Genomic DNA, 15,713 nt, shown 5'->3' on the forward strand with positions numbered 1-15,713 from the left:
AATGCTTAATCCATGAATAATCTGCCTTGTCCTGCCATTGCTTTTCCGTCTTTTCTTGATCCTGTCATTGTTCAGCTAGGGCCCATAGCTCTCCATTGGTATGGACTTGGTTACGTCGTGGGTATTCTTTTTGCTTGGTGGTATGCACAAAAATTATTAAACAAAACATCTCTATGGCATAAAAATCATCCTCCTATGGATAAAGAGAAGATCGGAGATTTTGTTGTCTGGTCTGCCATAAGTGTTGTTGTCGGAGGACGTTTAGGACAAGTCCTTGTATGGGATCCCATTTACTATTTTAACCATCCCAGTGCCATTATCGCCGTATGGGATGGGGGAATGTCTTTTCATGGCGGACTCATTGGCATTATCATTGCAATGATCTGGTTTGCCCGTAAAAATCATATCAACATACGATCCATGTTTGATATTATTGCTGCAGGGGCTCCTATTGGTATCGGCATTGTACGAATCTGTAACTTCATCAACCAAGAGTTATGGGGCAATATGACCACACATCCTTGGGCTGTTTGTTTTCCTCTTGATCCTTACTATCTACCACGCCATCCAAGCCAACTTTACGAAGCCTTCATGGAAGGATTTCTTCTCTTTATCATCTTATGTCTTTTGATTTTTGTTTTCAAAGTATTAAAACGCCCTGGAACTGTAGCAGGAATATTTATTATAGGCTACGCAATAGCACGCAGTATTTCTGAAATTTACCGTGCACCTCAAGAAGATCCAGAATGGTTTTCGACACTTTTCCATTCTACTGGTTTTACCTATGGCATGGCTTTATCTCTTCCCATGTTTCTTTTAGGATTTTATCTTCTTCGCCATGCCTTTAAATATAAATTGACAGAAAATGGCCAATCTCAAAGAAAAAATTAAAGAAATTATTGCCCTTAATGGACCAATCACCGTTAGCCAATATATGATGTTAGCACTTAGCGACCCTCAATATGGTTATTATCAAACACAAATACCTTTTGGGCGTGCTGGTGATTTCATTACAGCCCCAGAAATAAGCCAATTATTTGGAGAGATGATTGGCATTTGGACTCTTGCAAGCTGGAAAGCCCAAAATTGTCCTCAGCCTTTTATTCTTGCTGAAATAGGTCCAGGACGTGGAACTTTGATGGATGACATTTTGCGAACCATTCAAAAGCTCTCTACAACAGCATTTAATGCGGCTGAAATTTTTTTGGTCGAAATAAGCCAACAACTTGCAAAAGAACAAAAAGCGCGCCTTAGCTCTTATCAAAAAAAATCAATCACATTGAAAACTTTAATCAAATTCCTTTAAAACCTCTCTTCCTTATTGCGAATGAATTCCTTGATGCACTCCCCATCAACCAATATATTAAAGTCAATGGAGAATGGAAAGAGCGCTGCATTACTATTAATCAAGATGGAGATTTTATCTTTATTGCTGCCCCGCATAAGCTTCCCTCTTCTTGTTTACAAACCCATTGCTCTAAAGTTCCTGATGGAACAATTTTTGAACATGCCCCCTTACGACATCAATTCATGCAACAAGTCAGCCACCATTTAGTGCAAATGACAGGTTCTGCTTTGCTTATCGACTATGGTGCTTGTGAACTTGCTTTTGGCGATACCTTGCAAGCACTCTCAAAACATCAATTTCGCGATGTTTTTGATGCCCCTGGTGAACATGATTTAACATCCCATGTTGATTTTTCTTTTTTAAAAAACATTGCTCTTGAAAAAGGCTGTTTTTCTGAAATCTTAGAGCAAGGAGACTTTCTCTTTAAAATGGGAATTTTAGAACGTGCAAAACAGCTTGGAATGGATAAAAATGCCCCCTTGCAAGAAAAAATCTGCCAAGACATTATACGACTCACGGATCCAGATCAAATGGGCAAACTCTTTAAAGTGTTACATGTCAGTGATAAAAATATATCGATACCTCCTCAATTTTGATGATTGGCGATTGTGGCAATAAATCCATTATTATCTGAAACTTTACGAGCATCTCCCCTCCCCTTACTTCCCATAATCCCCATAAGGAACTTTTATGAAACCTATCCTTCATCCTATCCTTGCAAAAAATCTTTCTGCTTTACACCTCCATGGAATAAAACATGGTTTTTTTACACGCCAAGGGGGTGTTTCAAAAGATCTTTATCATAGCCTTAATGTTGGAAAAAGTTCAAATGATCAACTTGTACATATTGTGCACAATCGTCTTTTGATCGCTGATTATTTTGGTATTGAGGCACAAAATCTCGTTACAGTTAATCAAATACATTCCTGTAATGTTGTCGTCGTTCATCAAGCCATGATCGGTGTTCTTCCGCAAGCTGATGCTCTTGTTACGACCACACCAAAACTCGCTATTGGGGTTCTTACAGCAGATTGTGGCCCCATTCTATTTGCTGATCCGCAAGCTGGAGTCATCGCCGCAACACATGCTGGCTGGCGCGGAAGTTTAAATGGAATTATCGAGAAAACAATTGCTGTTATGGAACAACAAGGCGCTAAAAGGCAATCAATAACAGCAGTGCTGGGACCTTGTATTGGCCCTTGCCACTATGAAGTAACCGGTGAATTTTATAACCAATTTATGGAGTATCATAGCAAATTTCAAAAATATTTTTTAAAAACAGAAAAAGTCGATCACTTTTACTTTAATCTGTGGGCATTTATTATCAATCAACTCAAAGAAGCAGGCGTTAATGCTTCTTGTGTAGAGCTTTGTACCTATCAAGATGAACAGCGTTTTTTTTCTTATCGACGTGCAACACACCGCGATGAGCCTGATTATGGACGGCAAATTTCTGCTATTATGTTACAATAAAAAATAAATATTTTTTCATTCATAAAAAGATCAAAACAGCAAAATAAGAAGTAAGTTCTTTTGTACTATGGCTTTTTCATGAAATTCTTATCAGCTTCATAAAACACGAAAACTGTCGCTATAACGATTGCTCCCTTTTTTTCACTATTTGATTATCATGATTTCTAACAAAATAATTATTTAGATATGCCCATCTTTTTCCTCGAACATGAGATATCATGCATATGAAAACTATTTTTTTATAAATAACTCTAGAAAAAAAACAATCAATATTGAATAAGCATTTGAAGATAAAAAATCTTCACAGTCCCCTTTTTCACAGCTAAATATACGTTTCAGAAACTTACAACAAAAAAGATAAACTCTTACGTATCTTCATTTATTTCATATATTAGATTTATAATTCGTCATTTTATATGTTGCATAAAAAGAAAAATATCGTGAGACTTCTCTCGTTTCTCTTTATATTAAATCAATAAAAGTCATTTTCTTATACATCGCTAGAAAGGTTGTGGTATAAATAAAAATCATTAAAAAAAGAATATGATGGTATTGCGTAAATAAAGATGATGGAAGCCAAATGGTCTTAAACTCTTCACAATTGACTTTGCCGTTATATCCTTCACAAACACCACAATGAAATGGGTTTATGACACATATTGCAAAACTTTCCTTCAAACAAACACACAAATACAATTTATTTGGGATGTTCTATTTTACATGAAAGATATTTTTCTATTAAAATACCCTCGTATTAAAGCTATTCTTTTAGAGAACAAAAAACTTAAACGAATATTGGATGATTAAAATATATTCACTGACTTCATGCTTTAGCAGTAAATAGTCCTAAAAGACACTTTGATTTTTAAAATATCAATAAACATGGCATGCTTTAAGCATAGGTAAAAACATCCTTACAATAAACAGCGTATAAAGACTCATAGAGATAATTTTTTATTATAAAGTAAAATTCATCTATGTAATGAACATGACTCGTTTAAAAATATAAAGAGCATACGCATTTAAATGGGATTTTGTCACTAAACTCTTTTAAAAATCTTATTACTCAATGATCAAAACAGATAAAATACATACATCATTCTCTATTCTAAATCCCCCTGGACCAATTAAATCATATCCTTTTTTTTGTTACAATTTCAAGAATTAACTCTCCAAAGAACAAAAATTTTGGAAAAAGAGAAAGAACGCCGCATAGTTCTTTAATAATCATCAATAAAATTGTAAGGCTTTTGTAATTGTTTTCTTGCAATTTAGTAAAAAGAAAGTAAAAACCGTGTCGCATTCCCACCATGATTATTCAGAGGTTCTACTATGAAACTTTTCTGCGGAAATTCTAATCCACGCCTAGCCGAAGATGTTACAAATTATCTAAACATTCCCTTAGGAAGAGCAACTGTAAAGCGTTTTGCTGATCAAGAAATTTTCGTAGAGTTACATGAAAATGTCCGTGGACAAGATGTTTTTGTTTTGCAATCCACATCTTATCCCGCAAATGATCATTTGATGGAACTGCTTATCATGATTGATGCCCTTCGTCGTTCTTCTGCGCGTCGTATTACAGCGGTTATCCCCTATTTTGGCTACGCCCGCCAAGATAGAAAGCCTGGACCACGGACTCCCATTTCTGCAAAGCTTGTTGCTAATCTAATTACTCAAGCAGGCGCCCATCGGGTTTTAACATTAGACCTTCATGCAGGACAAATTCAAGGTTTTTTTGATATCCCTACGGATAATCTTTATGCTGTTCCTGTCATTTCTCGCGATGTCAAAGTACACTATTCTCTTGAAAATGTTATTGTTGTTTCACCGGATGTGGGTGGTGTGGTTCGCGCTCGCTCGCTCGCCAAGCGCTTAAACAGCTTGCTTGCTATTGTCGATAAACGTCGTGAACGCCCTGGTGAATCAGAAGTTATGAATATTATTGGAGACGTATCGGGAAAAGATTGTCTTTTGCTAGATGATATTGTTGATTCAGGTGGAACTTTATGCAATGCAGCAAGCGCTCTGCTTAAACACGGTGCCAATAGTGTCACGGCTTATATCACGCACGGCGTTCTCTCTGGTAGTGCTATTGAGCGCATTACCCACTCAGAAATGAAAGAGTTGGTTATTACCGATTCAATTATGCCAACAGAGGCCATTGAAAAGGCCCATAATATTCGCGTTTTGCCCATTGCCGATCTCATTGGAGAAGCAATCGCCAGAACAGCAGCAGAACAATCCGTTTCCAGTTTATTTGGTTAAAGTGGTTCTTTGGGATCTCCTGGTGCTGTTTCGACACCAAGATTAGGAAATGCAACAATACGTTGACCACTAAAATGCGTATGAATAACAATGAGTCCGCGCTCTTCAAAGTAGGTTAAAAGCCGACGTGCACGACTTAAAGAATGTGTTCCATAAAGATGGGCTAAGAATGCATCAGATGGGCACGGCTTTCCGCCCAATGCAGCCTGTGCTACATTCAAAAAAACGCCTTGGACATCATCTTCCAAACTTTCTGATATCTGCAAAATATGTTTCCAATGTTCACTGACAGCTGTTTGTTCATCAACAAATGCTTGCGCAATCGCTAATTTACGCCGAAATTGTGAAAGATTAAAAGGAACCTTTGACATACCATGGATACGACAACGAACCGAAAAATCTTGATAAAGTACCGCTGTTGAACGATAAAAAGCCTCAGGGTCCTCAAGAATTTCCCGAATAACTTGTTCTGCTTGACTGTTATGCTCAACATCAGAAAATTCAGGAAATAAGCTTGGGTTTTCCTTCAATATTTCTTGTTTTTTATGCACCACCTCTTCTAACATCTCGTGCATTGATTTTTCTCTCACCGGCTCTCGTGTTTGTTTAAATGGTGTTAAAATTTCCTCTGGTGAAGCCGTAAAAACGAGTTCTTGTACATCTACATCATCCCGTTCTATCGGAAGTGGCATTAATTTAGGGCTAGAAGAGCGTGCTAACGTTTCAACCGAACCAATGATAATGGGTAAGGGGCGTCTTGATAAAGCAGGACCTAAAGCAATAAAATGTCCCCGCTCAAGATCCCTAAACATTTCTGCTTGACGACGCTCCATTCCCAAAAGATCAGCCGCACGCACCATATCAATATCTAAAAAAGTCCGTCCTATTAAAAAGTTTGAAGCTTCAGCAGCAACATTTTTGGCAAGCTTAGCTAAACGTTGTGTCGCAATAACACCAGCAAGCCCCCGTTTACGCCCTCGACACATAAGATTGGTCATAGCACTCAGAGAAATCTTACGTGCTTCATCGGAAACTTCTCCTGCCGCAGTTGGAGCAAACAATTGTGCTTCATCAACAACGACAAGCATAGGATACCAATAATCACGTTCCACATCAAAAAGTGCTCCAAGGAAAGCCCCCACAGCACGCATCTGTTGTTCAGTATCCAACCCTTCAAGATTAAATACCACCGAAACCCGATGTTGCCGAATGCGATGAGCAATACGCGTCAACTCTAATTCGCTGCGTTGAGCCTCTACAATAACATGACCAAATTTATCTGCCAAAGTTACAAAATCACCTTCTGGATCAATTACACAGTGTTGCACCCACTGAGCACTTTGCTCTAAAAGACGGCGTAAAAGATGTGATTTCCCTGAACCAGAATTTCCTTGTACAAGAAGACGTGTCGCCAATAATTCTTCCAAGTCAAGAAGTGCTGGCATCGATTTATGTAAAGCACGACTCTCTGACATCTCACCCAAGGCAATCTCAACCTTCATAACATCTCCAGTATTTGACCTTAAACATATCAGCGCCTATTGGTTGATTCTTCATCCGCACCGCAATTTGTAACATTTCCTCCTTTTTAACGGTAGAAATCATCGATTTTTCCCACAACTCTTGCATCTATGAATAGTTTGAATTATAGAACAAACTTCTGCGTAGACACCCTTGGAGGCAACGCAGAATGGAGCAATCGCTGTTTATCAGTGCATATCTTCATATCCATGCAAAAACTATTATTGTTTTTGAAGGATCTCCAATCATGTAAATAAGGACTTAAATTATGAGCAAAAGCTACACTCTTAAGGCCGAAAAACGCGAGCGGGTTGGTAAGGGGTCCTCCCGTGAACTTCGCCGCAACGGTCTTATTCCTGCTGTCATTTATGGTGGAAAACAGCCACCTTTGGCAATAACAGTTCCCTATAAAGAAATTTTCTATAAAATTCACGCCGGTGGCTTTCGGACCACTGTCGCAACAATTATTCTCGACAAGCAAAAAATTATGGTCTTGCCAAAGGATTATCAATTAGATCCCGTGCGTGACTTTCCCCTCCATGTCGATTTCTTGCGCATTTCAGCAAAATCGGTTGTGGAAGTCAATATTCCAGTTCACTTCCTTAATGAAGATACAGCACCTGGAATTAAAAAGGGTGGTGTCCTCAATATTGTTCGGCACGAAATTGAATGTACTGCTCCAGCAAATGCTATCCCTGAAGCTATTGAAATTGATCTCTCCAGCTACTCTATTGGTGATTCTATTCACATTTCAGCCGTACAGCTACCAAAAGATGTGACGCCCATCATCCAAGATCGAGACTTTACCATTGCAACCATTGCAGCTCCTGCTACCTTGGAGATCAGTGATGAAACTCCTGAACAAGAAAATGATGAAGACGATACACAAACTTCATAAAAATCAACAGGCGGGAATATTTCCCGCCTTCATTTATGAGATATTCCCCTCCCTCATACTTTGAGCAAAGGTACACATGTGGCTTATTGCGGGTCTTGGCAATCCTGGTTTACAATATCAAAATAACCGCCATAATATCGGTTTTATGGCTGTCGATGCCATTTATCAATCTTTTCCTTTTTCCCCATGGTCTAAAAAGTTTCAAGCAGAAATCTCTAATGGTTTCATAAATAATGAGAAAATTTTTCTTATAAAACCGCAAACTTTCATGAATCACTCTGGTCAAGCTATTGGTGAAGCTTTGCGATTTTATAAATTAGATTTGAAGAATTTAATCGTTATTTATGACGAATTAGATCTGTCTCCGGGAAAAGTTCGTGTAAAAATCGGAGGTGGAAGTAATGGGCATAATGGTATTAAGTCTATTGATGCCCATTGTGGCACTGATTATTGTCGGATACGTATAGGAATTGGTCATCCTGGAAGAAAAGAACTTGTTCATCAGCATGTTTTAGGAAATTTTACCAAATCTGATCAAGAATGGTTATCCCCTCTCTTAGAGGCAATTGCAAAAAATATTGCTCTGCTTATAAAAGATGATCAATCCCTCTTTATGAATGAAGTTTCACAAACGATAAAAAGCAAGAACTTACCCTAATCGCTTATTTCTCTCATCGGTAGAAAATCAACTCCTCTCTATAGATTTCACATAATCTATTGATTTATAAAAATTAGTTGTTTTGTAATCTGAATAAAAAATTTGAATATCATAAGAATTATGCAAATCTATTAATCATGGAAAAATCAAAACCATTGACTTGCATCTTACAAATTGGAAGACATCCTTGATAAAAACTCTTGAAAAGAAAATATCTCTTATGAATCTTCTCAAAAAAAAGCTTTTGACAACATGAAAAGCTGAAAAATAGAACAATGATACTTATACATCTTTTGAAAAAGGAAAGTTTATTCTCTCTTTTGGAAGAAAGAGAAGATTGAACGGCAAATCAAAATACTCAAGTAGCTTGCACCAATCTTCTCTCTAAAATTAATAAAAATCATTTGGTTGAATGGTTGATTGTAGTGGATCGTACCCATTTGATTGTTGACTATAAACTCTAGGTGTACTCTCATTTTTTTGCAAGACCACGACACGCGAACCAATGGGAACACGATCATAAAGATCAATAATATCTTGATTGAGCAAACGAATACACCCACTTGAAATAGCATGCCCAATTGACCAAGATTCGTGTGAGCCATGAATACGGAAAAGTGTATCTTTTCCATTTTTGAAAAGATAAAGTGCTCGCGCACCCAATGGATTATCAGGTCCTGGTGGCATTCCTTTCCCCAAATGACCATAACGTTCTGGTTCTCGCGCCATCATGGCTGCAGTAGGAGCCCAATTGGGCCACCGACGCTTGCGCTGTACAACCCCCTCACCTTCAAATGCTAGGCCTTCTTTACCCACTCCAATCCCATAGCGTAAAGCTTTTCCATTTTCACCAATAAGGTAAAGAAAACATTCTTGCGTATCGATAACCAATGTTCCAGGAGGATAAGATGTATAATAAATCACTTCTTGTCGCCAAAACTTTGGATTAATTGTTGCAAGATCAACAGCAGGTAACGGATAAGTTTCATTGGTTACAGGACCGTACAAAGCTTGTATTTCTGGTGGAATGTATCGAGCTTGTTGAAAAGAAGCCGATAACATATCTGATTGATGTGTTGTCGCACATCCAGCCAAAGCTAAAAGTGCTGCAATTAAAAAGGCACAACGAGATAACACTCTTCTATTTTCTCCGATTCATTGTTTATGTAGATTTTCCTACCATGAAAAACTTAGCACACTATTAACATTAACTTGAAGTTTTCTTAAGTATTTGAGATAAGAAAAGCTTTAAAGGATAAAAAAGCAAATTATTCATTGCTGTAGACTTTTTTCTCACTTATCGCAATACAAACACTATAACTCTTTTGAAAATATGCTATAAGAACAAAGTTTTATCTTGACCATAAAATCAATAGAAAAGAAAGACTCTCATGGGCTTTAAATGCGGTATTGTCGGATTACCTAATGTTGGGAAATCAACTCTTTTTAATGCATTAACAAAAACAGCTACTGCACAAGCTGCTAATTATCCTTTTTGCACCATTGAACCGAATACCGGTGAAGTTGCTGTTCCAGACTTGCGAATGGAAAAAATTGCATCAATCGCTGGTTCAAAAGAAATTATTCCTACACGGATTAATTTCGTTGATATTGCGGGGCTTGTACGAGGTGCTTCAAAAGGTGAAGGTTTAGGGAACAAATTTTTAGCCAATATTCGCGAAGTCGATGCTATTGTGCACGTTTTACGCTGTTTTCAAAACGAAGATATTACCCACGTAGAAGGACGTATTGATCCTATTTCTGATGCCACAACGGTTGAAACTGAACTCATGCTGGCGGATCTAGAAAGTCTTGAGAGACGAATCGTACAAATCCGTAAACGAGCAACTGGAAAAGATAAAGAGGCTCTTACAATTCTACCCGTTATGGAAAAAGCATTAAATATCCTGCAAAAGGGAAATCCTATCCGGTTATTACTCAAAGATATCTCTTTAGATGAACACCACATTCTGAAGAGTTTTAATCTTTTAACTTCCAAGCCTGTGCTTTATGTTTGCAATGTAAACGAAAATGATGCTTCTCATGGAAATAACTTTACCCAAACCGTTGAAAAAATGGCAACAGAGCAAAATGCGCAAAGCATTATCATTTCTGCTTCTATCGAAGCGGAAATCACACAATTGAGTGAAGCTGAAGCATCAGAATATCTCGATGCTCTAGGACTCTTTGAACCAAGTTTAAATCGCCTTATTCGCGCTGGTTACCATTTACTTGATCTCATCACTTACTTCACCTGCGGACCTAAGGAAACACGAGCCTGGACAATTACACGTGGTACAAAAGCTCCCCAAGCCGCTGGCGTTATTCACTCAGATTTTGAGCGTGGCTTTATTCGTGCCCAAACCATCAGCTACAATGACTATATCGCTTTGGGGGGAGAAAGTGGTGCAAAAGAAGCAGGCAAAACCCGTGATGAAGGAAAAGAATACATTGTACAAGATGGCGACATCATGTTATTTAAACATAATACTTAAATCTTTACTCTGTCTTAGTAGTTTATTTTGAAGATTTTGTTGTAAGTTCATAGAAGACTGTTGTAAAAACTCCTAACATTTTCCTGTACAGCCTAAAGTTTTTCTGAACAAAAAGTGGTTGCTATCACATTATGATGATAGCAACTTCTTTATTTATTAAAAAATGGCAATATAAGATTAGCGTGTCCAACGACCTTCGTATTTAAATGTTGGAGCATCCTTTAAGGAATCCTTTGTTGCATTTGTAATAAGTTTCCACTTACCATAATCATTTGTCATCTGTATTGTTTCTGGAGAAACGACCACATAACTCTCCCCTATGCCAAGGAAACCACCAACAGCAATTACAAATCCTGCAATATTATTTTCACGTAAAATAATATCTTTTACTTCACCAATATTTTCATCTTCTATATTATAGACATTGGCGCCTATAAGACTGGAAGCAACAAAATCCGTTGCTAAAGGTGTTACATAACGCACAGACTTATCGATCCCCACCTGTACAATACCCGTCGAAGAAATCATTTCAGGTTTAGAAGGCACTTCAAAAGACTGAGCATAAGTACTAGAAACCATCAAAATTGATATAAGAGTAGTACATATAGTTTTTTTCATTTTAACATCTCCGTTTTTACTTTGCTTTTACTTTATAAAACCTCAATGCATTATAAACAAATTTGTTCCTTATGCTCTCTATACTCTTCATATTCTCTATTCTTTCAAGAGCCGTTTCTTTATCATTTTTGCTTTATTTTGTCTTTTTATCTTTCTCAAACTCTTTCTCTAAATCATACCAAATACGATTTTTTAAAATATAAACAAGTCCTGCAAAAATGATTAAAAATAAAATAACACGAAAACCGGTTTTTTTACGAATTTCCATATGAGGATCGGCTGCCCACATTAAAAAAGCAGAAACATCGCGCGCGTAATGTTCAACAGTTTCTGGGGTTCCATCTTCATAAGCAACTACACCATCACTCAAAGGAGGTGCCATAGTTAAAGCGTTACTGGCAATAAAATAAGGATTATACCAATAACCATCCGCAATTTTTATCTTCTTTGGCGCCTCCTGATATCCTGTTAAAAGAGCTGTAATATAATCTGGACCAGCCGTATCATAATGAATCAATACATCGCTAATTAAAGCAGGAAACGGCAAAGATACGCCCCGTGCACGTGCCATCAATGATAAATCTGGAGGATAAGCACCATTCAAAACAAATCTTGCTTCTTCTTCACGCAAAAAGGGAGAAGGAAAATAATCTGTTGCATCCCCGGGACGTTTTAAAATTTTTCCTTCCCGATGAGAAGCATCACGCACTTCATATTGTGCTGCCAAAGCTTTAATCTGTTCTTGATCATAGCTAAGAGCTTTTAAATGACGAAAAGACACATATTTTAGCCCATGGCAGCTAGAACAAACTTGTTTATAAACCTTTAATCCACGCCGCAATTGCGCCTTATCATAAAGCCCAAATGGGCCTGAAAAACTCCATTCTTGTTTTTTAGGAATCTGTAAAGGAAAAGAAATAACTTCCTCTTCTTGATCTAACCGATCAGAAACATCACTCGCTAAACTCTGAACAGAAAGGCTCAGAGAAACGATAATAATCAGTCCTACAAAAACATTTACCATAGTCTCTTTTTTTTCTGTTTTAGATCTTGCATAATTGACAATGGAAGAGAAGGCGTTTTTTCAAATGCTGGCAAAATCGGCAAAATAACCAAAAAGAATATAAAGTAATATACCGTAGCCAATTGCGTCCATAAAAGAATTGCGTCACTTATTTCTCTTGATCCCAGCCAACCAAGAAAAACGACATCAAAAACCAACACCCAAAAGAAAATTTTATAAACAGGCCGATACCTTGCTGAACATATTTTAGAGCGATCTAACCATGGAACAAAAATTAAAACACAAATCGAACTGATGAAGAGAATAAAACCTACAAAAGTTGAAGAAAAAATACCAGTATCAAAAGTTATCGCACGCAGCATTGCATAAAAAGGTAAGAAATACCATTCCGGGACCACACGAAGCGGTGCCTTTAAAGGATCGGCGACATTATAATTTTCAGCTTGCCCCATATAATCGGGCATATAAAACAAAAACCAAGCAAAAAAGATCAAAAAAACAGTAATGGCAAAAATATCTTTGATCAGCACATAAGGCGAAAAAGGAACTGTTTCTTTATCTGATTGTACAGCAAGACCCGTTGGATTCCCTTGCCCAACACAGTGGATTGCCCAAATATGAAGCCCCACAAAAAGAAGCAAAACAAAGGATAAAACATAATGGAAAACATAAAAACGATTCAATGTTGGTTGTTCTACACCGTAACCACCAAGGAGTGTCTCATGCAACCATGATCCCACCAAAGGGATCGTTTTTAAGAGCCCTGCAATCACAGAAGCGGCTGAAATAGACATCATCCCCCAAACAAGCACATAACCAAAAAATGCAATTGCCATCATGATGATATAAATAAAAATTCCTGTGACCCACACCATTTCCCGCATATTTTTATAAGAACCATAATAAAGCCCGCGTGCCAAATGGATATAAACAGCAATAAAAAAAAACGAAGAGCCTACACTATGCCATGGACGAAAAAGCCAGCCAAACTGCCCCTCACGTCGAAATCGTTCACCCGTTTCAAAAGCCAAATGAATATCTGGAACATAATGTAGTGACAAGACAAGACCAGTCAAAAGCTGTGATAACAGCATAATGGTCAAAATACCGCCAAATGTATAAAAGTAATTAAGATTACGCGGAACAGGAAAAATCACCAATGCATTATAAAAAAAACGCGGAAGAGGCAAACGCTTATCCAACCAACGGGAAAGAGCATTTTTAGGATAATAAGGAGGAAACCTTGTCATAACCTTATCCTATTTTGAGCAAAGTATCAGAAAGAAATTGGTAAGGTGGTATAGCTAAATTATAGTTCGCTGGACCTGACCGCACTCTTCCAGCGGTATCATAAACAGACCCGTGACACGGACACAACCACCCTCCAAATTTACCCGATTGCCCAAGTGTCACACAACCTAGATGCGTACAAAGGTTAATGACAATAAGCCAATTTTCACGCCCTTTACCTGCTGAACGTGCAAAATCTGTCGCTTCTTTTTCCCCTTCAAGATTAGGATTGCGAGCTTGACAATCTTTTAGAAGACTTAAATTCGTAGCGCGTGCATCAGCAATTTCTTTTGCCGTACGGTTTCGAATAACAACAGGCTGTCCTCGCCATTTTACTGTCACCGACATCCCCTCTTCAATACCAGAAAGATCAACCTCAACGGAAGAGGATGCCAAAACAGCTTCATCTGGACGCAACTGACGAATAAAAGGCCACGCAACCACCCCCATCCCAACGGCTCCTGCAACAGCCGTTACCAAAAACAGAAAATCCCGTCTCGTCTGCTCACCCATTGCCTTAACTTTAAAGAGATACTTTTCTAAACTATTTTTTTATCATACCCTCTCCTATTGTACAATGCTTAGATTACTTCGTTGCCTTAACCCATGAAAATATCTCCGTCAAACAAACATGCCATTTATATGATTTATACAATAAGCTGTTTTATAATGATAATTTGCCATTTTAAAGAGCAAGAAGAATTCCTAAATACCTTGATTTCTTTTATTTCAAACCTATTCATGTTCAATCAATCAAAACCCTTCCCTTGCGTGATAAAAACACAAAGAGCGTGTAAATAAACACTCTTAAAAAACTTGTCTTGTTATGGTGCAATGATAAAGCTATTGAGCACCGCCATCTTTACATTTGTGAAGAAGAAAACCAGCACCATCACACACTTGTGCCAACCTTTGAGTGTTTCAGACCATCCCTTGGACTTGTAAGAGGGTTCATGAAATGGCGTTTTTAGTCTTTTTTTGCACAGTATTTACCCCCCACGCCAGCCCCGCTTATGACGTGCAAGCAAGTGATATTGATTGTCTCAAGATAAACAGGTTGAAATGAGAGAATCCTACGATATTTGGATCTCTCATTCAAAATAAATAACGCTAGATTATCATTATAAATAAATATGTTATCATGATCTAATCTCAGCCAATAAGTTTAAACTCATTGGTTATCTCTTTCAAATAAACTTATAATATCTCTTCATCTCCCAGATTCAACTCGTTTTAGAATACGTACTTTTTCTGTTTCCTCTTTATACATAAAAAGCATCTTTTGTCGATTTTAACTAAAATGAATGATCCAACCTCTTTAAATATCCTACTTTTCATCATAATAAGCCAATCTATTTTATGTATTGCTCAATCAAAGGAAGTTCATAATAGAAAATTCTCTCTCATCTCAAACAAATCCATTTAGATAACTTTTCCCTGAAATTTAAAATGAATAAAAACTCACTATAAAAAACATGTATTTCTCAAACATATTTTTCGAATAAATTATGGTGCTTCTTTACAAAGTCGAAAAAAAAATCATACTACAGAGAACATGACACTTCATATCGCTCTTTTCCAACCTGATATTGCCGGTAATACTGGAACGATTTTGCGTCTTAGTGCTTGTTTTGGTTTACATGTGCACATTATTGAACCTGCAGGTTTTAATCTGTCGGATCGTAATCTCAAACGTGCAGGATTGGATTATCTCGAATATGCTTCCTTAGAACGACACATTGATTGGCAACATTTTATAAGCTCCATGAAACACTTTAACCGCCGTCTTTTGCTTTTAAGTACAAAAGCAAAAACACCCTATACACAGATAGGTTATCAAAAAAATGATGTTTTACTTTTTGGTCGTGAATCAGCTGGCGTTCCCGACTATGTTCATGCATCTGCCGATTACACATTGAAAATTCCCATGCAACCACAGGCACGCTCTCTCAATCTTGCTATGAGCGTAGCCATAACAACAGGAGAAGCACTGCGCCAAATTGGTTATTATGAAGGAAACTATCATCTGTAAAAACATAATCATTCTATCAAAGCTTGAATAGAATGATCAAAATGCATGAACTCTGGTTTTCAAATAAGTAGAAAAAATTCACCTTTCAAAA

13 protein-coding genes and 1 pseudogene are annotated in these 15,713 nt (G+C 37.4%); 8 read left to right on the forward strand and 6 right to left on the reverse strand.

Annotated features, from left to right (window positions below; genetic code table 11):
• Positions 1–12: 12 nt before the first annotated feature.
• The 4 genes and pseudogenes from lgt (at position 13) to FNZ60_RS03875 (ending at position 5,086) form a co-directional block, all read left to right on the forward strand.
• Complete coding sequence (gene lgt / locus FNZ60_RS03860) at positions 13–891, forward strand: prolipoprotein diacylglyceryl transferase (RefSeq protein ID WP_142416383.1); 879 nt, start codon at positions 13–15, stop codon at positions 889–891.
• A pseudogene (locus tag FNZ60_RS03865) lies at positions 866–1,944 on the forward strand (class I SAM-dependent methyltransferase). Before lgt ends, FNZ60_RS03865 begins: the two are co-directional and overlap by 26 nt.
• A gap of 94 nt (positions 1,945–2,038) precedes the next feature.
• A complete protein-coding gene (gene pgeF, locus FNZ60_RS03870; protein WP_142416384.1) occupies positions 2,039–2,821 on the forward strand; it encodes a peptidoglycan editing factor PgeF in 783 nt (260 codons plus the stop codon).
• A gap of 1,332 nt (positions 2,822–4,153) precedes the next feature.
• Positions 4,154–5,086: a ribose-phosphate pyrophosphokinase gene (locus FNZ60_RS03875; RefSeq protein WP_142416385.1), complete on the forward strand. Its 933-nt coding sequence runs from the start codon at positions 4,154–4,156 to the stop codon at positions 5,084–5,086.
• Here the strand turns inward: FNZ60_RS03875 and FNZ60_RS03880 are convergent.
• A complete protein-coding gene (locus tag FNZ60_RS03880; RefSeq protein ID WP_142416386.1) occupies positions 5,083–6,588 on the reverse strand; it encodes a helicase HerA domain-containing protein in 1,506 nt (501 codons plus the stop codon). The genes FNZ60_RS03875 and FNZ60_RS03880 overlap by 4 nt on opposite strands.
• A 287-nt stretch (positions 6,589–6,875) precedes the next feature.
• Between FNZ60_RS03880 and FNZ60_RS03885 the strand changes: the two genes are divergently transcribed.
• Together FNZ60_RS03885 and pth are read left to right on the forward strand one after the other, a co-directional pair.
• A complete protein-coding gene (locus tag FNZ60_RS03885) occupies positions 6,876–7,505 on the forward strand; it encodes a 50S ribosomal protein L25/general stress protein Ctc (RefSeq protein WP_142416387.1) in 630 nt (209 codons plus the stop codon).
• Between the two features lie 76 nt (positions 7,506–7,581).
• Complete coding sequence (gene pth, locus FNZ60_RS03890; RefSeq protein ID WP_142416388.1) at positions 7,582–8,163, forward strand: aminoacyl-tRNA hydrolase; 582 nt, start codon at positions 7,582–7,584, stop codon at positions 8,161–8,163.
• 390 nt (positions 8,164–8,553) lie between these two features.
• Here pth and FNZ60_RS03895 read toward each other — a convergent pair whose 3' ends face one another.
• Entirely contained in the window at positions 8,554–9,300 is a 747-nt protein-coding gene (locus FNZ60_RS03895) for a L,D-transpeptidase (protein WP_142416389.1), read from the reverse strand.
• A gap of 254 nt (positions 9,301–9,554) precedes the next feature.
• Between FNZ60_RS03895 and ychF the strand changes: the two genes are divergently transcribed.
• Positions 9,555–10,658: a redox-regulated ATPase YchF gene (gene ychF / locus FNZ60_RS03900; protein ID WP_142416390.1), complete on the forward strand. Its 1,104-nt coding sequence runs from the start codon at positions 9,555–9,557 to the stop codon at positions 10,656–10,658.
• 177 nt (positions 10,659–10,835) lie between these two features.
• Here the strand turns inward: ychF and FNZ60_RS03905 are convergent, their stop codons facing one another.
• The 4 genes from FNZ60_RS03905 to petA form a co-directional block, all read right to left on the reverse strand.
• Positions 10,836–11,276, reverse strand: coding sequence for a PRC-barrel domain-containing protein (locus tag FNZ60_RS03905; protein ID WP_142416391.1), 441 nt, complete (start codon positions 11,274–11,276; stop codon positions 10,836–10,838).
• 133 nt (positions 11,277–11,409) lie between these two features.
• Positions 11,410–12,300, reverse strand: coding sequence for a cytochrome c1 (locus FNZ60_RS03910; protein ID WP_142416392.1), 891 nt, complete (start codon positions 12,298–12,300; stop codon positions 11,410–11,412).
• The gene (locus FNZ60_RS03915) at positions 12,294–13,550 is read right to left on the reverse strand and encodes a cytochrome b (protein ID WP_142416393.1); all 1,257 of its coding nucleotides are present in this window, start codon (positions 13,548–13,550) and stop codon (positions 12,294–12,296) included. Before FNZ60_RS03915 ends, FNZ60_RS03910 begins: the two co-directional genes overlap by 7 nt.
• Positions 13,551–13,554: 4 nt before the next feature.
• A complete protein-coding gene (gene petA / locus FNZ60_RS03920) occupies positions 13,555–14,103 on the reverse strand; it encodes a ubiquinol-cytochrome c reductase iron-sulfur subunit (RefSeq protein ID WP_142416394.1) in 549 nt (182 codons plus the stop codon).
• A gap of 1,042 nt (positions 14,104–15,145) precedes the next feature.
• Here petA and FNZ60_RS03925 point away from each other — a divergent pair.
• Positions 15,146–15,622: a tRNA (cytidine(34)-2'-O)-methyltransferase gene (locus tag FNZ60_RS03925; RefSeq protein ID WP_142416395.1), complete on the forward strand. Its 477-nt coding sequence runs from the start codon at positions 15,146–15,148 to the stop codon at positions 15,620–15,622.
• The last annotated feature ends 91 nt before the right edge of the window (positions 15,623–15,713 follow it).

Origin of the sequence: Bartonella massiliensis (assembly GCF_902150025.1) — a bacterium.
Lineage (GTDB): Bacteria > Pseudomonadota > Alphaproteobacteria > Rhizobiales > Rhizobiaceae > Bartonella > Bartonella massiliensis.